General features: G+C 71.4%; 20 protein-coding genes. 15 read left to right on the top strand and 5 right to left on the bottom strand.

From position 1 onward, the window contains the following. Positions 1–66: 66 nt before the first annotated feature. Complete coding sequence (treZ, locus tag FHR37_RS08475; RefSeq protein WP_092889956.1) at positions 67–1914, top strand: malto-oligosyltrehalose trehalohydrolase; 1848 nt, start codon at positions 67–69, stop codon at positions 1912–1914. After that, positions 1911–4406 (top strand): malto-oligosyltrehalose synthase, encoded by a 2496-nt coding sequence (treY, locus tag FHR37_RS08470; RefSeq protein WP_092889953.1) that lies wholly within the window; start codon positions 1911–1913, stop codon positions 4404–4406. The genes treZ and treY overlap by 4 nt, the downstream gene beginning before the upstream one ends. 58 nt (positions 4407–4464) lie before the next feature. Here the strand turns inward: treY and FHR37_RS08465 are convergent, their stop codons facing one another. Then, on the bottom strand, positions 4465–5553 hold the full coding sequence (locus FHR37_RS08465) for a zinc-binding alcohol dehydrogenase family protein (protein WP_237769123.1): 1089 nt from the start codon (positions 5551–5553) through the stop codon (positions 4465–4467). On the opposite strand from FHR37_RS08465, the gene FHR37_RS08460 reads away from it, so the two are divergent. From FHR37_RS08460 to FHR37_RS08450, 3 genes are all read left to right on the top strand, one after another. Further along, positions 5552–6490 carry a (2Fe-2S)-binding protein gene (locus FHR37_RS08460; protein ID WP_175542830.1) on the top strand — a complete coding sequence of 313 codons (939 nt, stop codon included), beginning with the start codon at positions 5552–5554 and terminating at the stop codon, positions 6488–6490. The genes FHR37_RS08465 and FHR37_RS08460 overlap by 2 nt on opposite strands. Before the next feature lie 111 nt (positions 6491–6601). Continuing rightward, on the top strand, positions 6602–7672 hold the full coding sequence (locus FHR37_RS08455; RefSeq protein ID WP_237769122.1) for a fatty acid desaturase family protein: 1071 nt from the start codon (positions 6602–6604) through the stop codon (positions 7670–7672). Positions 7673–7744: 72 nt separating this feature from the next. Beyond that, on the top strand, positions 7745–8578 hold the full coding sequence (locus tag FHR37_RS08450) for an MBL fold metallo-hydrolase (RefSeq protein WP_092890052.1): 834 nt from the start codon (positions 7745–7747) through the stop codon (positions 8576–8578). Positions 8579–8585: 7 nt separating this feature from the next. Here the strand turns inward: FHR37_RS08450 and FHR37_RS08445 are convergent, their stop codons facing one another. Further along, the gene (locus FHR37_RS08445) at positions 8586–9407 is read right to left on the bottom strand and encodes a TrmH family RNA methyltransferase (protein WP_092889951.1); all 822 of its coding nucleotides are present in this window, start codon (positions 9405–9407) and stop codon (positions 8586–8588) included. Positions 9408–9509: 102 nt separating this feature from the next. Here FHR37_RS08445 and FHR37_RS08440 point away from each other — a divergent pair, with 102 nt between their 5' ends. Continuing rightward, entirely contained in the window at positions 9510–10160 is a 651-nt protein-coding gene (locus FHR37_RS08440) for a DNA methyltransferase (RefSeq protein ID WP_092889948.1), read from the top strand. 210 nt (positions 10161–10370) lie between these two features. Here the strand turns inward: FHR37_RS08440 and FHR37_RS08435 are convergent, their stop codons facing one another. Beyond that, positions 10371–11636, bottom strand: coding sequence for an ISL3 family transposase (locus tag FHR37_RS08435; RefSeq protein WP_179770988.1), 1266 nt, complete (start codon positions 11634–11636; stop codon positions 10371–10373). 160 nt (positions 11637–11796) lie between these two features. On the opposite strand from FHR37_RS08435, the gene FHR37_RS08430 reads away from it, so the two are divergent. After that, entirely contained in the window at positions 11797–13830 is a 2034-nt protein-coding gene (locus tag FHR37_RS08430; protein ID WP_179770987.1) for an HNH endonuclease signature motif containing protein, read from the top strand. Positions 13831–13876: 46 nt separating this feature from the next. On the opposite strand, the gene FHR37_RS08425 is transcribed toward FHR37_RS08430, so the two are convergent. After that, on the bottom strand, positions 13877–14908 hold the full coding sequence (locus FHR37_RS08425) for a helix-turn-helix domain-containing protein (protein WP_092884636.1): 1032 nt from the start codon (positions 14906–14908) through the stop codon (positions 13877–13879). A gap of 71 nt (positions 14909–14979) precedes the next feature. Between FHR37_RS08425 and FHR37_RS08420 the strand changes: the two genes are divergently transcribed. From FHR37_RS08420 to manD, 8 genes are all read left to right on the top strand, one after another. Next, the gene (locus FHR37_RS08420) at positions 14980–15474 is read left to right on the top strand and encodes a rhodanese-like domain-containing protein (RefSeq protein WP_092884638.1); all 495 of its coding nucleotides are present in this window, start codon (positions 14980–14982) and stop codon (positions 15472–15474) included. 172 nt (positions 15475–15646) lie between these two features. Further along, positions 15647–16030 (top strand): MerR family transcriptional regulator, encoded by a 384-nt coding sequence (locus FHR37_RS32375; RefSeq protein WP_269086091.1) that lies wholly within the window; start codon positions 15647–15649, stop codon positions 16028–16030. Between the two features lie 184 nt (positions 16031–16214). Next, entirely contained in the window at positions 16215–17642 is a 1428-nt protein-coding gene (gene murD, locus FHR37_RS08410; RefSeq protein WP_175542600.1) for a UDP-N-acetylmuramoyl-L-alanine--D-glutamate ligase, read from the top strand. A 45-nt stretch (positions 17643–17687) separates the two neighbouring features. Then, on the top strand, positions 17688–18434 hold the full coding sequence (locus FHR37_RS08405) for an HAD family hydrolase (RefSeq protein WP_092884642.1): 747 nt from the start codon (positions 17688–17690) through the stop codon (positions 18432–18434). A gap of 101 nt (positions 18435–18535) precedes the next feature. Further along, positions 18536–19243 (top strand): AAA family ATPase, encoded by a 708-nt coding sequence (locus FHR37_RS08400; protein WP_139239038.1) that lies wholly within the window; start codon positions 18536–18538, stop codon positions 19241–19243. Further along, positions 19240–21036, top strand: coding sequence for a lysine--tRNA ligase (gene lysS / locus FHR37_RS08395; protein WP_202818173.1), 1797 nt, complete (start codon positions 19240–19242; stop codon positions 21034–21036). The genes FHR37_RS08400 and lysS overlap by 4 nt, the downstream gene beginning before the upstream one ends. A 103-nt stretch (positions 21037–21139) precedes the next feature. After that, positions 21140–21973, top strand: a complete 834-nt coding sequence (locus FHR37_RS08390; RefSeq protein WP_092884647.1) for a phytanoyl-CoA dioxygenase family protein — start codon at positions 21140–21142, stop codon at positions 21971–21973. Positions 21974–21980: 7 nt separating this feature from the next. Further along, on the top strand, positions 21981–23186 hold the full coding sequence (gene manD, locus FHR37_RS08385; RefSeq protein ID WP_092884649.1) for a D-mannonate dehydratase ManD: 1206 nt from the start codon (positions 21981–21983) through the stop codon (positions 23184–23186). On the opposite strand, the gene FHR37_RS08380 is transcribed toward manD, so the two are convergent. Further along, positions 23149–24093 carry a hypothetical protein gene (locus FHR37_RS08380; RefSeq protein WP_092884651.1) on the bottom strand — a complete coding sequence of 315 codons (945 nt, stop codon included), beginning with the start codon at positions 24091–24093 and terminating at the stop codon, positions 23149–23151. The genes manD and FHR37_RS08380 overlap by 38 nt on opposite strands. Positions 24094–24101 lie beyond the last annotated feature (8 nt).

Here is a 24101-nt window from a genome sequence, read left to right as displayed (position 1 = left end):
CGGTGCCGGACCACCGGCACCACTGCGCGTGTGCGACTACCCGGCGCACCCTGCACAATGCGAGGCATGGCGACGACGTTCGAAGTCTGGGCCCCGCTGGCCCGCGAGCAGGTCCAGGTCGAGGTCGACGGGTCGACCGTCCCGATGACCAGGTCCGGCGACGGGTGGTGGCGGGCCCGGGTCGACCAGGCCACGCACGGCACGGCGTACTCCTTCCGGCTCGACGGCGGCGAGCCCCGGGCCGACCCCCGCTCCCGCTGGCAGCCCGACGGCGTGCCCGGCCCGAGCGCGGTCTACGACCACGACATCTTCGCCTGGACCGACCAGGGCTGGCGGGGAAGCCCGCTGCCCGGCGGAGTGATCTACGAGCTGCACGTCGGCACGTTCACTCCGCAGGGAACGCTCCAGGCGGCCGTCGACCGGCTGGACCACCTCGCGGACCTCGGCGTGACGCTGGTCGAACTGCTGCCGCTGGCCGCCTTCCCCGGCCACCACGGCTGGGGCTACGACGGGGTCGGGTTGTACGCCGTGCACCAGGCCTACGGCGGGCCCGACGGGCTGAAGACGTTCGTCGACGCCTGCCACGCCCGCGGCATCGGGGTCTGCCTGGACGTCGTCTACAACCACCTCGGCCCGGCCCACAACTACCTCAGCGAGTTCGGGCCGTACTTCACCGGAAAGTACGCCACCCCGTGGGGGCAGGCCGTCAACCTCGACGACCCGGGCTCGGACGAGGTGCGCGCCTTCATCGTCGGCAACGCCCTCGGCTGGCTCCGCGACTTCCACGTGGACGCGCTGCGCCTGGACGCCGTGCACGCCCTGCACGACGAGCGCGCCGTCCCCATCCTGGAGGAGCTGTCGTACGAGGTGGACGCGACCGCCGCGCACCTCGGCCGGCCACTGTGGCTGATCGCCGAGAGCGACCGCAACGACGCGCGTACGGTGACCCCCCGCGAGACCGGCGGGCTCGGCATCCACGCGCAGTGGGACGACGACGTCCACCACGCCCTGCACGCGCTGCTGACCGGCGAGCGCGACGGCTACTACGGCGACTTCGGCAGCCTGCCGTGCCTGGCCAAGACGATGACCCGGGCGTTCTTCCACGACGGCACCTGGTCGTCGTTCCGCGGCCGCGTGCACGGCCGGCCGGTCGACGTCGAGCACACCGCCGGCTGGCGGTTCGTCGCCGCGCTGCAAAACCACGACCAGATCGGCAACCGGGCCGCCGGCGACCGGCTGTCGGCCACCCTGACCGACGACCAGCTCGCCGTGGCCGCCGGCCTGCTGCTCACCTCGCCGTACACCCCGATGCTGTTCATGGGCGAGGAGTGGGGCGCGCGCACGCCGTGGCAGTACTTCACCGACTTCGCCGACCCCGACCTCGCCGAGGCCGTCCGCAACGGCCGCCGCAACGAGTTCGCCGACCACGGCTGGAATCCCGAGGACGTGCCCGACCCGCAGGACGAGGGCACCTTCCGCGCCTCCCGGCTGGACTGGACCGAGCCGGAGAAGGAGTGGGGCGCCCGGCTGCTGGACTGGTACACCACCCTGATCAGGCTGCGCCGCGAGCTGCCCGGTCTCGCCGACCCCCGCCTGAACCAGGTCGAGGTGACCTACGACGAGGACGCGCGCTGGGTGGTGATCCGCCGGGGTGACTTCGGGGTGGTCGCCAACCTCGCCGGCGCGCCCGCGACGGTTCCGCTCGGCGCGGTGGTGGACGAGGCGACCGGCCGGGACGGGGTCGTACTCGCCTGGCATCCCGACGACACCCACACCACACCCGACTACCACGCGGAACCCAACGTGGGTCCCCACTCAGATTCCAACCCGGACTCGAACTCAGCGGACAAGGACGACGTGACCCAGATCCAGCTGCCCGGCCACTCCTTCGCCATCGTCGGGCTGCGGCCTTGAGCGCCGCCGAGCGCTCGCGCGCGAACGTCGTCTCGACCTACCGCCTGCAACTCCAGCCGGAGTTCGACTTCGACGCCGCGGCGGCCGTCGTGCCGTACCTCGCCCGGCTCGGCGTGACCCACCTCTACCTCTCGCCGATCCTGCAGGCCACGCCCGGTTCCACCCACGGCTACGACGTGGTGGACCACACCCGGCTGTCGGCCGACCTCGGCGGACAGCCGGCGTTCGACCGGCTGGTCGAGGCGGCCCACGAGGCGGGGCTGGGCGTCGTCGTCGACGTCGTGCCCAACCACATGGCCGTGCCGACTCCCCTGCACCTGAACGCCAAGCTGTGGGCGGTGCTGCGGGACGGGCCGAGCTCGCCGTACGCCCGATGGTTCGACGTCGACTGGTCGCTGCAGGCGGGCACCGGTCACGGCGCGATCCTGATGCCCGTGCTCGGCGACCGGATCGGCCAGTGCGTGGAGCGCGGGGAGATCACGCTCGACCAGCACGACGGCGCGCCGATCATCCGCTACTTCGACCACGTGTTCCCGGTCCGCCCCGGCACCGAACACCTGCCGCTGGCCGAACTCCTCGACATGCAGTTCTACCGGCTGGCGTTCTGGCGGATCGCCGACGAGGAGCTCAACTACCGGCGGTTCTTCGACATCGACACCCTCGCGGCGATCCGGGTGGAGGACCCCACGGTGTTCGCCGCCAGCCACGACCTGCTGGTCCGGCTGCACCGCGAAGGCAAGGTCGACGGCTACCGCATCGACCACCCCGACGGGCTGGCCGACCCGCGCGGCTACCTCCGCCGGCTGGCCGAGGCCACCGGCGACTCCTGGGTGGCGGCGGAGAAGATCCTCGAGGCCGACGAGCCGCTGCCGGAGGACTGGCCGTGCGCGGGCACCACCGGGTACGACGCGCTGTGGCGGGTGCAGTCGCTGTTCGTCGACCCCGACGGCGCCGCTCCGCTGCTGCGCCAGTGGACCTCCCTCACCGGAGAACCGGAGACCCTCCAGCCCGTCGTGGACGAGGCCAAGCGCTACATCGTCGACCAGGTGCTGGCCGCCGAGGTGGTCCGGCTGGTCGAACTCGTGATGGCCATGGGCGAGCACGACATCAACCTGCGCGACTTCACCCGGCGCCGGCTGACCCGCGCGCTCGGCGAGCTCCTGGTGGCCTTCGACGTCTACCGTGCCTACGTCCACCCGGGTGAGCCGCTCGCACCGGAGGCGGAGGAGATCGTGCGGGCCGCCGCGGTCCGGGCCACCGGCGCCGCGCCCGACCTGGCCGACGAGATCGAGTTCCTCGTCGGCGTCGCGCTCGGCAGCCACCGGAGCGCGGCCGCGCGGGCACTGCAGGATGAGTTCTGCGTACGGTTCCAGCAGACCACTGGGCCGGTGATGGCCAAGGGCATCGAGGACACGGCGTTCTACCGCTGGTTCCCGCTCGTCTCGCTGTGCGAGGTGGGCGCGCCGGCCGACCGGTTCGGGATCGCGGAGGACACCTTCCACGAGTGGGCGGCCCGGGCGACCGCCCGGCACCCGGCCGCGATGACGACCCTGTCCACCCACGACACCAAGCGGACCGAGGACGTACGCGCCCGGCTGGGCGTGCTCTCGGAGCTGCCCTCGGTCTGGGAGCACACGGTGTCCGCGCTGCGCGAGGCGACCGCGGCCTACCGGCCCGAGCCGCTGGACCCGGCGACGGAGTACCTGTTGTGGCAGATCCTCGTCGGCGCCTGGCCGATCGAGGCCGACCGGCTGGTGGAGTTCGTCACCAAGGCCACCCGTGAGGCCAAGCGGCACACCACCTGGACCGAACCCAACGCGGCGTACGACGAGGCGGTCACCGGGTTCGCCCGCGCGGTGGTGGCCGACGAGAACGTCGTACGCCTGGTCCGCGCGTTCGTGGACACGATCGCGCCGTACGACCGGGCCAACGTCCTCGGCCAGAAGCTCGTCCAGCTCACCTGCACCGGTGTGCCCGACGTCTACCAGGGCACCGAGCTGCGCTCGCTGACGCTGGTCGACCCGGACAACCGGCGCCCGGTCGACTTCACCGAACGGGTCCGGTTGCTGGACCGGCTGGACGCCGGCGACTCCGGGGCCTCCTCAGGTGGGGCCTCCTCCGACGGGGACGCCTCCGAGGGGGACTCCCTGGACGCGGAGAAGCTGCTGGTCACCGCGGCGACGCTGCGGTGCCGGGCGGCGCACCCGGACCGGTTCGTCGGACCGGACGCCGGCTACACGCCGTTGGAGACCACCAGCCCGCACGCGCTGGGTTTCCTGCGCGGCGGCGCGGTCGCCACCGTGGTCACCCGGCTGTCGGCCGGGCTGGCCGCCGCCGGCGGCTGGGGTTCGGCCACCGTGGACCTGCCCGCGGGCAGCTGGACCGACGAGTTCACCGGGCAGCGGGTCGACGGCGGGAAGGTCCGGCTGGACCGGCTGCTGGCCCAGCGGCCGGTGGCACTGCTCGTCCGCGCGGACGACCCGGCGGCCTGAAGCCGGTGCGCCGGTGTGCGCCGGTGCACCGCGTGGACCGCGTGCACCGGCGCACTGGTCAGGGGACCAGAACGGCGACGCCGTTCACCCGGTCCGCGGCCAGGTCGTCCAGCGCCTCGTCGGCCCGATCCAGCGGGTAGGTCGTGGTGGCGATCCGCAGCCGGTGCGCGGCCGCGGCCGCGAGGAAGGCGTGGCCGTCCTCGCGGGTGTTGGCGGTGACGCTGCGGACCGTGCGTTCCTGGAACAGATGCCGCTCGTAGTCCAGGGAGGGTACGGCGGTCAGGTAAATCCCGGCGATGCTCAGGGTGCCGCCGCGGTCGAGGGCGCTCAGCGCCGCGGGGACGAGGTCGCCCACCGGCGCGAACAGGATCGCCGCGTCGAGCGGCTCCGGCGGTGCGTCGTACGCCTCCCGTGCGGAGGCGGCACCCAGGTCGAGGGCCAGGGCGCGGGCGGCCGCAGATCGGGTGAGCACGTGCACCGTGGCGCCCTCGGCCGCCGCCACCTGGGCGGTGAGATGGGCCGAGCCGCCGAAGCCGTAGACGCCCAGCCGGCCACCGGCGGGCAGGTCTGCGCGGCGCAGTGCGCGGTAGCCGATGATCCCCGCGCACAGCAGCGGTGCGAGCTCCTGCTCGGCGTACGCGGCGAACCTGTCGCCCGGCAGCGGGTAGGCGTAGGCGGCCGGGACGGTGGCGTACTCCGCGTACCCGCCGTCGGCGTCCCAGCCGGTGTAACGGGAGTTCGAGCAGAGGTTCTCCTGGCCGCGCAGGCAGTACCTGCACTTCCCGCACGTGTGCCGCAGCCAGGGAATGCCGACCCGGCCCCCGATCCGGGCGACCTCGGCGATCCGGGGAACCAGGCTCCCTCCGCCCGCGCCCACCGCGGCCACCTCGGCGCCGGTCGCCACCACCTCTCCGACGATCTCGTGGCCGGGCACCACCGGCGAGCGGTGCGGCGGCAGGTCGCCGTCGCGCACGTGCAGGTCGGTCCGGCACACCCCGCAGGCGCGCACGCGGACCAGCAACTCCTCCGGAGCGGGCTCGGGAACCGGCAGCTCGACCGCTTCCAGCCGGCCCGGCTCGTCGACCACCCACGCCCGCATGGTCGCGGGCAGGCCGCCGGGCGCGGCCGGGGAACTCGGCTCGGTCATGGGCCGATTCTCCCCCGGCGGCCGGGATCCCACCGCCGACCTGATGGAATCGTGCAGTGGTGAACGCGGTGAGGCGTACGACGGGAGGCGCGCGGTGAGCGGCGGCCGGAGCGTGCGAGACCTGCTGGCGGACGCCGGCACGATCGGCGCGTACTTCACCGTCTCCCCTTTCCCCGTCTCCCACTTCACCGTCTCCCCCGAGATTCCCGGGGCCCCTCCCCGCGACCTCGGCCTGGTGTCGCTGGCACAGCTGTACGCCGGGCACGCCACGCTGGGCCGGGCGATCACCCACATGACGGAACGGCTCGGCACCACCGAGGTCCGGGTCGGCGCCTCGATCCTGTTCCAGGGAATGGCCGCGCGTCTGTGGTCACCGGTGGTGGCGGTGGCGCTGCTGCATCGACGGGTGCCTGTGCTCGCCCCCGAATCGACCTGGCCGGACCTCGGCGCCTCGCCCGCGTCGTGGCGTACCGACCCGGAACGGGTCACCCTGCTCGACCCGGCCGACAACCCGGGCGAGGACCCCGACGAGCACCAGGCAGAGCACCCGTCGGAGCGCCCGGACAACGACGTGGATCGCCTTGCCCGGTTGGTGGTTCGTACCGTCGTCAAGACGCACCTGACACCGTTGACCGACGCCGTGCGGGCCGAGCTCCCGATTCCGGGCGCGCTGCTGTGGGGAAACGCGGCCTCCGCACTCGTGGGCACGCTCGGCGTCCTCGCCCGTTCCAGACCCGGCCTCGCCCACGAGGTGTCCGTTCTCACCGCGACGGCGCTGCGTCAACCACCGCTTGCGGACGCCGGAACCCTCGACTCCACCCAGCTTTCGCCCGGCGACACAGGGCCACCGGCGTTCGTACGCAGGAGTTGCTGCCTCTACTACCGCGTTCCCGGCGGCGGGCTGTGCGGCGACTGCGCGCTCACCCGCCGTCCCTGACTCCGTCCCGGGGATCCGCCCCACTCCGCGGCCGGGGTAGGGCTGGCCCCACCCTCGACCGGGGGGCACCCGGGCTGCCCCTCGACAGCGGCGCCGTACAGACTCTGCGGCGTGAGCACAGACATCGCCTTCGAACGAGACGACGCCGCCACCACCACCCGTACCGACGGAAAACCCAAGTCCGGTAGCGAGTTCGCCGAACTCCGCCGCCGGGTGAGCGAGGCCGGACTCCTCGCCAGACGGCCGGGCTACTACGCGGTCCGGATCGCTGTGGTGACCGCCTGTTACGCCGGTGCCTGGGCCGCTTTCGGGTTCCTCGGCGACACCTGGGCGCAACTGCTGGTTGCGGCGTTCCTCGGCGTGGTGTTCGCCCAGGTGGCCCTGGTCGCGCACGACCTGGCGCACCGGCAGATCTTCCGCACCCGCCGCCCCAGCGAAATCGCCGGGCTGATCGCGGGCAACCTGGGCATCGGAATGAGCTACGGGTGGTGGATGGACAAGCACACCCGCCACCACGCCAACCCCAACCACGAGGACCTCGACCCGGACGTGGCGCCGGGCATCCTGGTGTGGTCGGAGGAACAGGCGCGGCACAGCCGTGGCGTGACCCGGGCGATCGGCCGCCGGCAGGCGTTCCTGTTCTTCCCGTTGCTCACCCTGGAAGGCTTCAACCTGCACGTGTCCGCGGTTCGTGCCGTCCTGCGCCCGGGCCTGCGGACCCGCCGGTGGGAGGCGATCCTGCTCACGGTGCACACCGTGGCGTACGTCGCGGCGTTGTTCCTCATCCTCTCCCCCGGCCTCGCGATCGCGTTCTGCCTGGTGCACCAGGCGGTGTTCGGGCTCTACCTCGGTTCGACGTTCGCCCCGAACCACAAGGGGATGCCGGCGCCGACCCCGGAGCAGAAGGCGGACTTCCTGCGCCGTCAGGTGGTCACCTCCCGCAACGTCAGCGGCGGCCGGCTGGTCGACGTCGCGCTCGGCGGGCTCAACTACCAGATCGAGCATCATCTCTTCCCGAGCATGCCGTCACCGCATCTGCGCCGGGCGCAGCCGATCGTGCGTGCCTACTGCGCCGAACTCGGAATTCCGTACCACCAGTCCGGCCTGGTCTCGTCCTACGCACAGGCGCTGCGGCACCTGCACCGCGTCGGCGCGTCGTTGCGCACCGGCCGGAAGTCCTAGGACCGACGACGCAGCGCCGGACGGTCTGCCGAAGGATGTCGTGCGACCCGTTCGCTCCCTAGGGTGGTGGCCATGACGCACTGGATCTGTGGCACCTGTTCGGTGGAGTACGCCGACACCCCCGAGCCCCCCTCGTCCTGCCCGATCTGCACCGACGAGCGGCAGTACGTCCCACCGACCGGGCAGGCGTGGACCACCACGAAGGACCGGGCCGCGGCCGGCCACCGCACTCGCATCGAGCCGGTCGGGCCGCACGAACCAGGACTGCACCGGGTGAGCGTCGAGCCGAAGGTGGGCATCGGCCAGATCACCCTGCTGGTCCAGACCGAGGCCGGCAACCTGATGTGGGACCCGGCGGGGTTCGTGGACCAGGACGCGGTGGACGCCATCACCGCGCTCGGCGGCCTGGCGGCGATCGCGTCCAGCCACCCGCACATGTTCGGGGTACAGGTGGAGTGGAGCCACGCGTTCAGCGGCGTACCCGTGTACGTCAACGAGGCCGACCGGCGCTGGCTCGGGCGTAACGACGAGGTGGTACGCCTGTGGTCGGGCACCCACGAACCACTGCCCGGCATCACCTTGATCCAGGCAGGCGGCCACTTCCGGGGCAGTTCGGTCGCACACTGGGCAGCCGGCGCGGGCGGGCGGGGCGTTCTGCTCAGCGGTGACACGATCTTTCCGGTGGCAGATCGCCGGTGGGTGACCTTCATGCGCAGCTTCCCCAACTCCATTCCGCTGTCCGCCGCTGCCGTGCGCCGGATCGTGGACCGGGTGGAGCCGTACGACTTCGAGCGGTTGCATGGCAACTTCGGCGCCGTCGTGGAGGAGGACGCGAAGGGTGCCGTACGCCGGTCCGCCGACCGCTACATCGGCTGGGTCAGCGGCGACTTCGACTCCGACACCTGAGCAGGCGTCACGCGGGCCGCGGCGGTACGTCCCTGGTGAGCACGTAACAGGCGACTGCCGCGGCGGCGGCGACGTTGAGCGAGTCGACCTCGGCGCTGATCGGGATCCGGGCGCGTACGTCGGCGAGACCTTGCCAGCGCGCCGACAGCCCGTCGCCCTCGGTGCCGAGCAGTAAAGCCACGCGCTCGGCGCCGCCGGCGAGGGTGTCGAGGTCGACCGCGTCGTCGGCCGGGGTGAGCGCCACCAGCCTGAACCCGGCGGCGCGCAACTCCTCCAGCCCGTCGTACCAGTTGTCCATCCGGGCGTACGGGCAGGTGAACACGGTGCCCATCGACACCTTCACCGACCGGCGGTACAGCGGGTCCGCGCACCGCGGCGCGAGCACGATCGCGTCCACCCCGAACGCGGCCGCGCCACGGAAGATCGCACCCACGTTGGTGTGGTCCACGACATCCTCGAGCACCAGGATCCGACGTGCGTGCGCGGTCACGTCGGCCACTGACTGCAGCGGCCGGCGCTCCATGGACGCGATCGCTCCGCGGTGCACGGCGAAGCCGGTGACCTCCTCCAGGAGGTCGGGCGGCAGGACGTAGCAGGGAGCATCGCCGGCCGCCACGACGTCGGCCAGGCCGTCCAGCCAGCGTTCACTCAGCAGGAACGACCGGACGGGGTAGCCGGCCGCGACCGCCCGGCGGATCACCTTGGCTCCCTCGGCGAGGAACAGGCCGTGCTCGGCCTCCAGACTCCGCCGTAGGGTGACGTCCTTGAGGTTGGCGTAGTCGCCCAGCCGAGGGTCTTCGGCCGACTCCAGCCGTACGATCGCCGACACGGCCTCAGTCTGCCGCAGGCCGCGCGGGCGGGACCCGGGCGGGGTTACCACCGGGTGCACGGCCGGGTGCGGGTACGACCGGCGCTATGAGAATCTGAGCGCATGCAGCCCGTCCTGCCGCTGTCCGCCCGGGTTCGCCGGACCGACAGCGCCTCCGACGAGGACGACGACGACCGCTTCTCCGAGGAACTGGTCGAGGCGTTCCTCACCGCGTACACCTCCCCCGGCGACGTCGTTCTCGACCCGTTCGCCGGGTTCGGGACCACCCTGGTGGTCGCGGAGAGGCTGGGCCGGCGGCCGATCGGGCTGGAGATCCTGCCGGGGAGGGTCTCCTACGTACGAGAACGCCTGCGGGACCCGTCGGCGATCATCGAGGCGGATGCCCGCGGGCTGGCGAAGCTCGACCTGCCGCCGGTCGACTTCACGATGACCTCCCCGCCGTACATGACGAGGGCGGACCATCCGGAGAACCCGCTCAACGGCTACCGCACCGACGACGGCGACTACGGCCGCTACCTCGACGAGCTCACCGCGGTGTACGCGGCGATCGGCGGTCTCCTGCGCGGACCCGAGTCGCGCGCGGTGGTCAACGTGTCGAACCTGCGCACCGATACAGGTGTCTCGCCGCTGGCGTGGGACGTGGGTGCCGCCCTGTCGCGCGTACTCGCGTTCGACCAGGAGGTCATTCTCGACTGGGCCGACCCCGAGGACTGGTACACCAACGACTACTGCCTGGTGTTTCGGCGGCCCTGAGGCTCGTCGCCCTCGGCTCTCTCGGCGCTCCCTGCGATCCGGGCAGCGATGATCCGGGCGCACTCCAGCACGCTCCGGCGGGTAAGCGATGCCAGAGCGATGCCAGCTTTCTGTCCACAGGTAGCGGTTCGGCGCTGTTTCGGGGTCTCTTTGTGGACAACGGATTCCTGTCGCTGGTGGTCGATAGCATTCGTGCATGAGTCCCTCTCCTCAGGTTTGTGTGGGGAGGTTGAGGGTGATTCCGCCGAGGCAGAGGTAGATCATGGCGGTGAGGGAGTCTGGTCCTGGGTGTCCGTAGCCGCGGCGTTGGATGACGCGGATTTTGCTGTTGATGCCTTCTGCTCGTGAGTTGGACAGGCCGAGTTCGACGGCTGCGATGGTTTGTTGGAAGTACTTCTTCAGGCGGGTGGCCAGTTGGCGCATCGCGGGGATGGTGGATCGGAACGCGCGGGTGATCCACCTTCGGAGGTAGCGGCGGGCCTGTTCGGGTGGGATGCGGTAGAGGTCTCGTAGTTGTTCTTTGAGGGTCCAGGCGCGGAAGAGCTGGTAGTTGTGGCGGCGCAGGGCGTTGATGAGGGCGCGGCGGTCGTCGGTGAGGTTTTCAGCGCCTGAGCGCAGCGCTGTCTTCAGCCGTCGCCACGCCCTGGCCGGGGCGTTGACCTGAGCGACGGTGTGCTGCTTGGCCGGGCTGGCCGGGGCGGCCGGCAGTGGTGGGACGGCGGGGTTGGCCTGGCGGGCTCTGTCGAGGGCTTCGTTGGCCCACTTGATGACGTGGAAGGGGTCCAGGCACACCGCGGCCTGTGGCGCCTTCTGTGCGGCGACGGGCATGTAGATCGGGGAGCCGTCCATGGTGATCGCGGTCAGCTGTTTGCTGCGGTCAGGGCCCAGGGCGGTGAAGAAGCCCTCGAACGCCTTGCGGGTGCGGTCCTTGGTCACCCAGACCACCCGGCCGGTGTCGTGGTCGCAGACGATGGTCAGGTAGTGGTGGCCGCGTTTGTAGGAGATCTCGTCCACCCCGATCCGATACAGCCCGTCCAGCCGGTCGGTGGGCAGATGGTCGGCCACCAGCATTCTCACCGCCCGGTCCACCGCCTCCCACGAGCACCGCAGCAGCCGGGCCACGCTCGTCTTGTCCATGCGCTGGGCCAGCCAGCCGATCACGTCCTGGAAGTCGCGGGTGTGCCGGGCGTTGCGCCGCGCCCAGGGCACGGTCTCGGTGCGGATTCCACACGCCGGGCAGGCGATCCGGGCGATGTCGGCGGCCAGCCACACCTTGGTGGCCCCGAAGTCCAGGTGGCGCCAGCGGCGGCGGGATATGTCATAGCGGGCCCGGGTGGAGAACCCGCACTCACACCGGTAGCGGCGGCCACGCCGGCGGCGAAGGCCAAGAACGAGGCCGTCGGTGGTGAAGTCCACCGAGCACACCGATGCCCCGGACAAACCCAGAATGCGGTTGAATACCGTGGTGACGCGCACGTGCGTTGCTCCAGACGGTTAAGGATTCGACACCCAGAACCTAAGGGCAACCACGTGCGCGTCTTCTCATGCCCCGCCCCGCCCCACACACCCCAACCCAGCCACACCAACCCCCCTCCCGGCCCTGGTTACGAACCCACACCAAGCCGAGGAGAGGGGCATGAGTTCGACAGTGCAGAATCCTCCGGGCTGGGACGGCGGCATCGACGCCGAACAGCGGCTGGAGGCTGCGCTGCTCGAGGTCCACGCCGTTCTCGGTGACGCGCTGGCCGCGCCGAAGTTGTCGTTGCGGGCCGAGCGGATGGGCCGGTTGTTCGACCTGCACAGCGCCGACGAGGCGATGATGTCCGCGCTGAAGCTGCAACTGGTCCGCCAGGCCGACGCCTGCGACATCGGCAAAACCACGGGTGCGGCGACCACCGCCACCTGGCTGCGCATCAGTCAGCGGATGGGCAAGAACGACTCCTACGCCACCGTCGCGCTGGCCCGTGACCTGGACCGCACCATCACCCTCACCGCCCGGGCACTGGCACGTGGCGAACTCTCGTTCCGGCATGCGCAGGTCATCGCCGCGGCCATCAAGGACCTGCCCAAGTGGGTCAGCCTCGAACAACGCGCGAAGGCCGAGGACTACCTGATCGACGAATCGCGGCGGCGTAACCCCGACGACGTACGGATCCTCGGCCGCCACCTCCTCCAGGTCATCGCGCCGCAGGAGTGGGAGGAGCGGCTGGGCAAGGAACTCGACGCCGCCGAACGCGCCGCCGAACGCAGCCGGTCCCTGTTCTACCGGCCCAACGGTGTTCCGGGCTCCGAAACCGTGGTGATCAGGCTGCCGGTGCTGGAGATGGAACAACTCCGCAAGATCATCGAAGCACTCGTCGCCTCCGACAAACGCGCCGAACCCGACGACCGCCCCCTGGACCAACGCCGAGGCGACGCGTTCGCCGACCTTATCGCCGCGATGGCCGAGTGGGAGGCATCACCGAACCGCGGCCGGGGACGCGACTGTGTCACCGTGCTGATCCACCTGCAGCAGCTGATGGCAGGTGTCGGGTTCGGCAGCATCGACGACCTCAACCCCGTCCGCCCCATGCCGTGCGGCTGCCAAACCCCCGACGCCAAACGCCAGGCGCAGCGCCAGAACGCCAAGCGCAAGGCCCGCAAGAACGCCAAGCGCAGCGAGACTTCTGAGTCCGGCGAGTCCGGCGAGTCCGGCGAGTCCGGGGAGTCCGGGCGGGGCGCGAGTCGCAGCGGCACGACACCCGCCGAACCCGGCCAGAGTGCCGGCGATAGCGAGAGCGCCAAGCCCGACCAGGCCGAGAACACCAAGCCGGGTAAGACTCCTGACGACGCCGAGGCGGCCACGTCCGAGGACGCCGACGACCCCGGGCCCGACGCCAAGCCGGGCCAAGCAGTCACCGACCCGGGCGCGACGAGCGACCCCATCCAGCCCGGCGACCCGACCGGCGCCGGTGACCCGGACGCGACGAGTGACCTCGGGAAGGGTGCGGGTGTGAGGCCAACCGCCACCGTTGGTCCGCAGGCGGCTCCCGCTACCGCGCAGACCACGGCAGCTACCTCGGAAAGTCAACCAGCTGAACCGGGACCCCGATGGGATCCGGAACCCGAACCACACAACGGGGATCCGGAACCACATACCGGACCCGAGGACTGCGACCTCGGAGCGGAAGACGACGCCGAACCTGACGAGGGTGCGGCGGGGCCGGAGGCTGCCGTCGACCCCCACGATGGGTGTCAGAAGTGCGGCGGTGGTGGATCGGCTCGCATCAGCGGCCTGCGCGGGGAGCCGCTCTCGGTCGCCACGGTCCGGCGGATGGCGTGCGACGCGAACATCATCCCCGTCGTACTCGGCGGCAACGGCGAGGTCCTCGACGTGGGGATGGCCGACCGGTTCTTCACCGAAGCGCAACGCAGGGCACTCGCGGTTCGTGACGGTTCCCACTGTCACTTCCCCGAATGCCAAGTGCCCGAGCGGCGTTGTGTCGCCCACCACATGACGGCCTGGGACGACTTCGGGCCGACCGACCTCGACAACGGAGTCCTCTTGTGCAAGACACACCACACCTTCGTCCACCACAAAGGCTGGCAGGTACGGATGGGCAGCCACGGCCACCCGGAGTACATCCCACCCGAGTGGGTGGACGTCCACCAGAAGGTTCAACGACCGTAAAAACCAAACCTTCCATGAATCCCTGCCGCATCTGGCCGACGAACGCTCACCCGTCAGCCCTCGCGGCGGTACGGAACGCTCGACGGTACGCCGACGGCGAGGTCCGCATCGTCTTCGCGAAATGGTGCCGAAAGGTGACCGCCGTGGCGAAGCCGACCGTGGCGGCGACCTGCTCGACCGGGGCGTCGCCACGCTCCAACAGAGGCAGACTCGCCTGTACACGTTGGACTATCAGCCACCGGATGGGGCTGGTTCCGGTGCAGCGCTGGAAGTGCCGCAGGTAGCTTCGCCGCGACATGTGCGCCTGGGCGGCCAGCGCCGACACCGTGAGGTCCTCCTCGAGGTGCGCCAGCGCCCACGCCATGCTGGCCGCGATCCGGTCGTCGTCGAGTTCGTCCGGCACCGGGCTCTCGACGTACTGCGCCTGACCACCGTCACGGTGCGGCGGTACGACCATCCGCCGGGCAACCGCGTTCGCGACCGACGGGCCGAAGTCCTGCCGTACCAGATGCAGGCACAGGTCCACACCGGCCGCACTGCCGGCGCTGGTGAGAACGTTCCCGTCGTCGACGTACAACACGTCGGCGTCCACCCGCACCAGGGGAAACCGCTGCCGCAGCAGCGGGGCGTACTGCCAGTGCGTCGTCGCCGGCCGGTTGTCGAGCAGGCCGGCCGCGGCGAGCGCGAACGCGCCGGAGCAGATCGAGACGATCCGCGCGCCACGCTGGTACGCGGTCCGCAGCGCGGCCACGAGTTCGGGCGAGGGGTCGCCGTGGACGTCGGGAACACCGGGAACGATCACCGTGTGAGCGTGCGCGATCTCCGCGAGGCCGTGCGCGGCGGAAAGCTCAGCCCCGCCGACCAGCCGGACCGGGTTCCTCTCGGCACAGATCCGCAGGTCGTACCACCGGAGATCGAACTCGGGCCGCTCCAGCCCGAACACCTCGGTCACGATGCCGGTCTCGAAGACCGACATCCCGTCGTAGGCGACCACCACGACCCGTCGCCCCTCGGCCGCGACCCGTCCACGGCGCCGGATCGTGACCGCTGCCGGGCCGCTCAGGTCCGCTGAATGCATGGCGCGATATTAGTGGACTACGGCATTCGGGCCACTGTCGCCCGGCCGGACGGCACCGCAGGATCAGCGGTATGAGCAATCCAGTGATCACCGCCGCGGACACTCGTTCGTCCGCCGTCGCCGCCACGCCGGCCGCCTCGCCCACCGTTGCCGTCGCCCACTTCACCGCCCGGTTGGGTTTCGAGACCGATGTGAGCGACGTGCACGCCGACCTGGAAGCCGGCGTGGCCGGCCTCGTCGTGGTCGACGTGCGGTCGGACGAGGCGTGGGCGCAGGGACACCTGCCCGGCGCGATCCACCTGCCCGTCGACCGGATCGCCACAGACGGCCCCCGGCTGGTCCCGGCCGAAGCCCTCGTCGTGACGTACTGCTGGGGACCCGGCTGCAACGGCGCGACCAGGGGCGCCCTGGAGTTCGCCCGCCTCAACCGCCGGGTGAAGGAGATGCTCGGCGGCTTCGAGTACTGGGCGCGGGAGGGCCTGGCGGTCGAGACGGCACAGGGCCGGTACCTGCGGCCGGCGGACCCGCTCACCGCCCCACTGGCAAGCCCCGCCTGTGGCTGCTGAGCCGTACGAACCGCCTCCGGAGCACGTTTCCGAAGGTCAAACTCCCACCTCGGCGCCGGGCAGAACTCCACGCTCCGGTCAGGCCCGGACGCGCAGGGCGCAACACGGCCGGCGGGTGCAGCACAAATCAGACATTTCCGGGCGAAAGGTCTTGACCTTGACCGCTGTACTGATGCGATCCTTCCTGCGTGACCTCCTACTCCTCCGGCCAGGCCGCGGACAGATCAGGCTTCAGCATCGACACCCTTCGCTATTACGAATCGGACTGCTGACGGGGATCCACCGCACCGAGTCCGGGCAACGCCGGTTCTCCGACGATGACGTCAACTGGCTGACACTGCTGCGGTGCATGCGCGACACCGAGATGCCGCTGGCACAGATGCGGAGGTACGCCGATCTCCACCGCGCCGGTCCCGACAGGCTCGCCGAGCGGCTCACCCTCCTCGAGGAACACGGCCGGCGGGTCGAACGCAGGCTCGCCCACCTGCAGACGTGCTGGACCGTCATCCGGGACGAGATCGGTACCCGGGCAGAGGCCGCGCAGCCGGTCCACTGACCGCTCACCGACGTCCGCCGCCACCGTCAAGGCCAACTTGACAATGACGCCATGTCAGAGAGGCCATGTGAGAGAGGCCATGTCAGGGACGCCATGTCAGGGGGGCCTTGACGATGGCGCCTTGACGGTGGCGGCGGACGTCCATCCCGGAGCGGCAACGGTAGGCGTCGGGCACAATGGCCCGATGCTGGTCGACGTTCCGAAGCTGTCCGGCGCGCGGGTCACCGTGATGGGCCTCGGCCTGTTCGGCGCGGGCGTGGGTGTGACGAAGTTCCTCTGCCGATCGGGTGCACGGGTCACGGTCACCGACCTCGCCGACGCGCACCAACTCAGGGAGTCGGTGGCGGCACTCGACGGCTGGCCGGTCGACCTCCACCTGGGCGGGCACCGGGAGGAGGACTTCACCGGCGCCGACCTGGTGGTCGTGAGCCCGGGCGTACCCGACGAGTCGCCCTGGCCGGCCCTCCCCCACGCGCTGGAGACGGAGCTGAACCTCTTCGTCAAGCTGTGCCCGGCGCGCACGGTCTACGGGATCACCGGCTCCAACGGCAAGTCCACCACGACCACGCTGATCGGCGAGATCCTCGCCCGCGGACCGCGCCGGGTCTGGGTCGGCGGCAACCTCGGCGTGTCCCTGCTGGACCACCTCGACGAGATCGGTCCCGACGACATCGTCGTCCTCGAACTCTCCAGCTTCCAACTGCAGCGGCTGGCTCCCCTGCGGTGGAGCCCACAGGTGTCGGTCGTCACCAACATCACGCCCAACCACCTCGACCGGCACGGCACGATGGCGCGTTACGTCGAGGCCAAGCAGACCGTCGTGAGCCACCAACGCGAAGGCGACGTACGGGTGCTGAACGCCGACGACCCGTTCGCCGCGGAGTTCGCCCGGGATTTCGCCGGAGATCATGCCGGACACCTCGGCGTCGACCCTGCCGGCGGTGCGCCGTCCATACGGTGGTTCGGGGTGAACGCCCCGGCCGACGCGACCGACGGCACCCGGATCGGCGACGAGGTGATCGAGCATGCCGGGCACCGGCTCGACGTCCGCGGCCGGCGCCTGCCCGGGAGGTTCCAGCTGCACAACCTCGCCGCGGCCACCGCCGCCACCGCGGATGCCTTCCCCGGTTGGGCACAGGCGGCCACCGAGGTCATGGTGAGCTTCCCCGGAGTGGAGCACCGGCTGGAGTTCGTCGCCGAGATCGACGGCGTCGCCTACTACGACGACTCGATCGCCACCACACCCGAGCGCACCCTGGCCGCCCTGGACACCCTGCCCGGCCCGCTGGTGATCCTGCTCGGCGGCTACGACAAGGGCCTGCCGTTCGACGCGCTCGGCGCCCGGGTCGCGGAACGCTGCCGGGCCGCGGTGGTGTTCGGGCAGACCGCCGGCGCACTGACCGCCGCGATCGGCGGAGGCAGCCATCCCGACGAGAACGCTGGCCCGGTGGACGTGCATCGGGCGACGTCGTTCGAGGACGCGGTCGCTTCGGCCCGTGCGCTGGCCCGGCCCGGCGACACGGTGCTGTTGTCGCCGGCCTGTGCGAGCTACGGCTGGTTCCGCAACTTCACCGAACGCGGACGCAGGTTCAAGGAGCTCGTCCGCGGCTGATCGGCACCGACTTCGTCGCTGATCGGCACCGGTAGGTTGGGCGGCATGTCCCTCGCAGCTGACAGCGTGCCCGGCGAGCCGAATCAGCACAGCGAGATCCGCGCGCTGGTGTTCGACTTCGACGGTCTGGTGGTCGACACCGAGACGCCGGAGTTCCAGGCCTGGCAGGAGATCTTCGCCGACCACGGCACCGTGCTGGAGCTGGCGACGTGGGCAGGCGGAATCGGTACGGCCGACCACCACTTCGACCCGTACGCCGCGCTCGACCGCGCATCCGGCCGCCCCGTCGACCGGGACGCCCTCCGCACCGCGCGGCGGGCCCGGATCCGCGAACTCGTCAGCGACCAGCCCGTCCTGCCCGGCGTCGAGGACTACCTCCGGCAGGCTCGCGACCACGGACTCCGGGTCGGCCTGGCGTCGAGTTCGTCCCGTGCCTGGGTGCACGGGCACCTGGCCGAACGCGGTCTGCTGCACCACTTCGACACCATCCGTACCGGCGACGAGGTGGAGCACACCAAGCCGGATCCGGCGTTGTATCGGCTGGCGACGGCCGACCTCGGCGTCGAGCCGGCACGTGCGGTCGCGCTGGAGGACTCCCCCAACGGCGTGGCCGCCGCCAAGCGGGCCGGCATGTTCTGCGTCGTGGTGCCGAACGCCCTGACCCGTCAACTCGACCTTGCGGCGGCCGACGTTCGGGTCGGCTCTCTTGCCAACCTGCCGTTGACACAGCTACTGGACACCGCTCGGAAATGGTCGGAACGCTCCCGCCGTTCCCGCCCGGGCATCGCGTAGACCGAAGGCGGAGGCTGCGGCCGGGCCTCCCGGGGACGCTGTGCCGGGCAGGCCGAAAAGGTGATGACTCCCCGACGGGGACGCCGATAACGTTCCGGTCCATGAACTCCCCCACATCGGCCGGCGACCCCACGCTGTCCACACCGTCACCGCCTGGGGCGGAGTTCTGCATGGAGTGCGGCCCGGAGACCGCCCTGCGCCCGGGCGACACTGGTGCCACCCGGGATGTGGCCCGGTGCCCCCGGTGCGGGTGGGAGCGTCCCTTCACCAGGCGGCCGGTATTCCTCCTGACCGGCCCGAGCGGCACCGGGAAGACCACCGTCACCGACGCGCTCACCAGGCTGGCCGACGGGGGTGGACTGCCCGGCTGCGCGGTGTTCGACGTCGACCTCACGCTGCACGTCGCCGCACTCGGCTGGGACGTCTGGCGCAACACCTGGTTGCAGCTGGCTCACGGCCTCGCCGGCAACGGCCTGGCCACGTTGCTGTGCGGGACGATCGTTCCCGAGCAGCTGGCCGAGCTACCTGCCCGGATGCTGGTGGGGCCGGTCCATCACGCGGCCCTGGACTGTCCGGACGACGTACTGGTGCGGCGCCTTCGGGACCGGCCGGCGTGGCGCGGTTCCGACGACGAGTTCGTCGCCCGCCAGCTCGGTTTCGCCGGCTGGCATCGTTCCCAGGTCGGCCGGCGGTTCGACACGCACCGATCCGATCCGGCCACGGTGGCTGCCGGGGTCGCCGAGTGGGTACGCGAGGTGCTGGGCACACCGGCCCGCCCCGCAGCCGAACCGACGGGAGGAGCCCGGTGAGCGAGATCGAGGGCAGTGACTGGGTGAGCCGTACCGCCGACGAGGTGATCGCCGAGGCCGACCGCCGCGCACCCGGCGCACCGGTCGTGTGCGCCTCCGGGCTCAGCCCGTCCGGTCCGATCCACCTGGGCAACCTCCGCGAGCTGATGGTCCCCCACCTGGTCGCCGACGAGATCCGCCGCCGCGGCCGGGACTGCGTCCACCTGCTGTCCTGGGACGACTACGACCGGCTGCGCAGGGTTCCGGCCGGGCTGCCGCCGTCGTTCACCGAACACGTCGGCCGCCCGCTGACCGCGGTACCCGACCCCGACGGCGCCTACGACAGCTGGGCCGAACGCTTCAAGGCCCCCGTGCGGGCGGCCATGGACGCGCTCGGCATCGAGGTACGCGAGATCAGCCAGACCGCGATGTACGCCTCGGGGACGTACGCCGACGCGATCCTGCGCGCCCTCGACGAACGCGCCCGCATCGACGCGATCCTGGGCCGCTACCGCACCCGGCCAGGAGCCGGGGACGCCGGGGACTCCAGGGACACCGGGGACGCCGGGGACGTGGAACAGACCGGCAACACCGGCGACCCCGGCGACACCGACGCGGCGGCAGGCCTCTACTACCCCTACCGGCCGTACTGCCATCGCTGCGGCCGCGACACCACCCAGGTGACGTCCTACGATGCAGCCGGCGCGTGGGTCGACTACGCCTGCGCCGCCTGCGGTCACCGCGACCGCGTGCACCTGCGCGAGGACAACAGCGGCAAGCTGGTGTGGAAGGTCGACTGGCCGATGCGCTGGGCACACGAGCGGGTCACGTTCGAACCCTTCGGCGCCGACCACTCCGCCCCCGGGTCCTCGTTCACGGTCGGTGCGCAGGTGGTCCGCGAGGTGTTCGGTGGTGAGCCGCCGGTTCCGCTGCCGTACTCCTTCGTCGGCATCCGCGGCATGGCGAAGATGTCGAGCTCGGCCGGCGGCGTGCCGACCCCTGCGGACGGCCTGCGAATCCTGGAGCCGGCGGTGCTGCGCTGGCTGTACACCCGGCGGCTGCCGGGCCAGGCGTTCACCATCGACTTCGGCGCCGAGGTGGGCCGGCTGTACGACGAGTGGGACCGGCTGGCGACACGTATCGAGGCCGGCCAGGCGCAGCCGTGGGAGCGCGACGTCGCCGACCGGTCGACCACGACCAGCCGCGGACCGGTCGCGGGGCCGCGCCGCCGGGTGTCGTTCCGCGTCCTGGCGTCCCTCCTCGACGTCACCGCGGGCGACACCGCCCAGGTGGGCCGGATCCTCGCCGGTTTCGACGACGGCGCACAGAACGACGCCGCCCACAACGACGGTGGACAGAACGACAGCGCACAGGGCGTCACCGTCGACGACGTCGAGCCGCGGCTGACCCTGGCCCGGACCTGGCTGGCCGAGCAGGTGCCCGCCGAGGAACGCACCCACGTACGCACCGAACCCGACAAGGACCTGCTGGCCTCGCTCACCGCCGAGGACGCGGCGTCACTGCGGGAGCTGACGTCCCGGCTGACCGAGGACTGGACGCTGACCGGGCTGACCCGCCTGGTGTACGGCGTGCCGAAGCTGCGGGCCGGCCTCACTCTGGACGACCCGGCCACGGCGGAGGTGAAGCACGCGCAGCGGGGGTTCTTCCGGTTGCTGTACCGCCTGCTCGTGGGCGCCGACCGCGGGCCGCGGCTGCCCACCCTGCTGCTGGCGCTCGGCCCGGACCGGGTGCGGACGCTGCTCGAAGAGCTCGACCCGACGGCTCCGGACACGACCGCGGCGCGGAGCCGATGAGAGCCGCGTGACCGAACCTGGCTAGAACCCGGCCGGCGAGGTGCGACTCCCGGCCGACGTTCGTACGGTGGAAGCAATCCCCGAACGCTGCCAGGGAGGCATCGTGACCACCGTCGTGGAAACACCCCAGGTTCTGAGTGACGCACAGATCACGCAGTTCTGGGAGCAGGGCTATCTCCTCGTACGCGGAGTGATCTCCCGGGAGGAGGCGGCCCACTACCGCGACCACATCCTCGACCTGATCCCGCGCAACCTCGCCCTGCCCGACCACTGGCACTCCTCGGCCGGCCGGATCAAGCCGATGCGCACCGCACACGACCACACCTTCGACACACCGGAACTCCTGCCGCTGTGGGCGAACGAGAAGCTGTACAACGTCGCCGCGCAACTGCTGGAGTCGACGCGGCTGCGGGTGCTGGACGGCTCGCTCGGCATCACCCTGCGCAACGACAGCGACCGGGACCGCGCGCTCAGCCAGACGTTGCACATCGACGCCTCGGTGCCGACCGACGTCGACCAGTTCCTGTTCTCGCTGGCCGAGGTGCAGATCGGCGGCTGCTTCTACTTCACCGACGTACTCCCCGAAGGCGGCGGCATCCACGTCGTTCCCCGCGGGCACAGGATCGTGGAGGAGGAGGCCCGCGCCGCGGGGCCGCAGGGACGGCACCTGCACCAGAACTGGAAGCGCATCACCCACCTGGAAAGCGTCGAGGTGACCGGTGAGGCCGGCGACTTCGCGCTGCTGCACCACCTGATGCCGCACGGCGCCTCGCACAACCGCCGGTCCACCCCGCGCGTGGCGCAGTTCCTCCGGTGGGTACGCGAGGACCAACCGCACGGCGCGGGCAAGGCGCCGCAGCCGGGCCGGTACAGCGCCCGCCAGCTGGAGGCGGCCGGTCCGCTCGGCCGCAAGCTCCTCGGCGCCGAGCCCTGGTAGGCCGGGCATGAGGATCACCGGTGCCCGGGTGGTCGTGACCTCACCCGGGCGCAACTTCGTGACATTGAAGGTCGAGACCGACGAGGGCGTGTACGGCGTCGGGGACGGCACCCTCAACGGCCGTGAGCTCGCCGTCGCGTCCTACCTCGCCGACCATGTCGTCCCCATGCTGGAGGGCCGCGACCCGGCCGACATCGAGGACACCTGGCAGCTGCTCTACAAGGGCGCGTACTGGCGGCGCGGGCCGGTGACGATGGCCGCGATCGCCGCCGTCGACATGGCGTTGTGGGACATCAAGGGCAAGGTGCTCGGCACGCCGGTGTACAACCTGCTCGGCGGCCGGTCCCGCAAGGGCGTGCTCTGCTACGGCCACGCGTCCGGGCGCACCATCGAGGACACCGTGGAGCAGGTGCTCCGGCTGCGCGAGGAGGGCTACCGCGCGATCCGGGCGCAGTGCGTGGTGCCCGGCATCGACAACATGTACGGCACACCGCGCGGCGACGTGTCCGGACAGCGGCCCGACCTGCCGTTCGTCGAGGACGGCTGGTCGACCGAGAAGTACCTCCGCTTCGCGCCCGAGCTGTTCGCCCGGGTCCGGGAGGCGGTCGGGTTCGACGTCCACCTGCTGCACGACGCGCACCACCGGCTGACCCCGGCCGAGGCGGGCTGGCTGGGCAAGCGGCTGGAGGACCACCAGCTGTTCTGGCTGGAGGATGCCGTACCCGCCGAACTGCAGGAGAGCTTCCGGGTGATCCGGCAGCACACCACCACCCCGCTCGCGGTGGGCGAGGTGTTCAACTCGCTGTACGACTGTCACCAGCTGATCCGCGAACAGCTGATCGACTACGTACGGGCCAGCGTCGTGCACGCGGGCGGGATCACCCACCTGCGCAAGATCGCGCACTTCGCCGAGCCGTACCACGTCCGCACCGGCTGCCACGGCGCCGCCGACCTGTCGCCGGTGTCGATGGCGGCGGCGCTGCACTACGGCCTGGCCACCCACAACGCGGCGATCCAGGAGTACGGCCACCACAGCGAGGAGACGCTGGAGGTCTTCCCGCACGCCTGGTCGTTCGCCGACGGCTACCTCCACCCCGGTGAGGCGCCGGGGCTGGGTGTGGACATCGACGAGAGCCTCGCGGCGAAGTACGAGTACCAGCGTGGCTACCTGCCGGTCAGCCGCCGGGAGGACGGGACCGTCGGGAGCTGGTGAGTCCCGCGCCGGTCGCGGAGGCCTGGGCTTCGATCCATTCGGCCAGCCGGTCGGGTGGGTCGAAGCCCCAGGTCGCGGCAAGTGTGCGCCACAACCGCTCCCCCAGCTCCCAGGCGGCCGCGTACGCCCGGCCCAGGTCGGCCGGCTCGGTGCGGGCGGAGGCCTGTGCCAGCGCGTCGACCACCTCCGGGGACAGGTCCCGCTCGGCCAGCCGGGACGGTGTGAGCCACCGCCTGGTGGCGTCGGCGGACCCCGGCTCGGCTCCGCCCGCGGGCCCGGGCTTGGACCTGGGCTTGGGCTCGGCCAGCCGGGCCATCCACGTCAGCTCCCGGCGTACGTGGGCAAGCGCGTCCTGGGAACGTTCCCACTCACCGCGCCCGGCGACGTTGCGGCCGAGCACCCACCAGTTGGCGAAGCGTCCGCAGACCGCGGCCACCTCCGCCGCGGTGCTCGGGACCTTCGGGTACTCGGGCAGCGCGGCCACCGCCGGAGCCAGGGTGCCGTCCCGGTCCAGCACCACCATCGCCCGCACGGGCGCGCCGCGCGCCGGCCAGCCGCGTACGACGTCGACGTCGGAGGCCGGCCAGACGTGCACCTCCACCCGCACCAGACCTGCGTGCACCGCGACCCAGGCGCCGAACTCGTTGCGTACCAGCAGTCCCGGATCGCCGACGTCCCGCAGCCACCGCGGCGGGACGGCCGGATCGGCAGGATCGGACCAGCCCTGGTCCGGTGGCGGGCCGGCGACGAACACCCAGTACTCCACGTCCGACCAGGCGTCGCCGAGCCCGGCCGGGCGGGACCCGTAGGTGAGGACGGCGCGAACCCGCTCGTCGGCGGTGAACGCCGCCCGGTACGCCGCGTCGAGCGCGTCCTGCGCCGCGGTCGCCGAGTCGTTCGGGTTCATCGAGGAGC

Source organism: Actinopolymorpha cephalotaxi (assembly GCF_013408535.1).
Lineage (GTDB): Bacteria > Actinomycetota > Actinomycetes > Propionibacteriales > Actinopolymorphaceae > Actinopolymorpha > Actinopolymorpha cephalotaxi.
Note: the sequence above shows the minus strand (reverse complement) of the source record. Positions and strands in the feature narration are given on the sequence as shown.

Coding starts and splice junctions, on each gene's coding strand:
- manD (WP_092884649.1), top strand. CDS start 21,981: ATGAGGATCACCGGTGCCCGGGTGGTCGTGACCTCACCCGGGCGCAAC.
- FHR37_RS08460 (WP_175542830.1), top strand. CDS start 5,552: ATGGGCCGATTCTCCCCCGGCGGCCGGGATCCCACCGCCGACCTGATG.
- FHR37_RS32375 (WP_269086091.1), top strand. CDS start 15,647: ATGCGATCCTTCCTGCGTGACCTCCTACTCCTCCGGCCAGGCCGCGGA.
- treZ (WP_092889956.1), top strand. CDS start 67: ATGGCGACGACGTTCGAAGTCTGGGCCCCGCTGGCCCGCGAGCAGGTC.
- murD (WP_175542600.1), top strand. CDS start 16,215: ATGCTGGTCGACGTTCCGAAGCTGTCCGGCGCGCGGGTCACCGTGATG.
- FHR37_RS08380 (WP_092884651.1), bottom strand. CDS start 24,093: ATGAACCCGAACGACTCGGCGACCGCGGCGCAGGACGCGCTCGACGCG.
- FHR37_RS08440 (WP_092889948.1), top strand. CDS start 9,510: ATGCAGCCCGTCCTGCCGCTGTCCGCCCGGGTTCGCCGGACCGACAGC.
- FHR37_RS08450 (WP_092890052.1), top strand. CDS start 7,745: ATGACGCACTGGATCTGTGGCACCTGTTCGGTGGAGTACGCCGACACC.
- FHR37_RS08420 (WP_092884638.1), top strand. CDS start 14,980: ATGAGCAATCCAGTGATCACCGCCGCGGACACTCGTTCGTCCGCCGTC.
- FHR37_RS08430 (WP_179770987.1), top strand. CDS start 11,797: ATGAGTTCGACAGTGCAGAATCCTCCGGGCTGGGACGGCGGCATCGAC.
- FHR37_RS08400 (WP_139239038.1), top strand. CDS start 18,536: ATGAACTCCCCCACATCGGCCGGCGACCCCACGCTGTCCACACCGTCA.
- FHR37_RS08425 (WP_092884636.1), bottom strand. CDS start 14,908: ATGCATTCAGCGGACCTGAGCGGCCCGGCAGCGGTCACGATCCGGCGC.
- FHR37_RS08465 (WP_237769123.1), bottom strand. CDS start 5,553: ATGACCGAGCCGAGTTCCCCGGCCGCGCCCGGCGGCCTGCCCGCGACC.
- FHR37_RS08405 (WP_092884642.1), top strand. CDS start 17,688: ATGTCCCTCGCAGCTGACAGCGTGCCCGGCGAGCCGAATCAGCACAGC.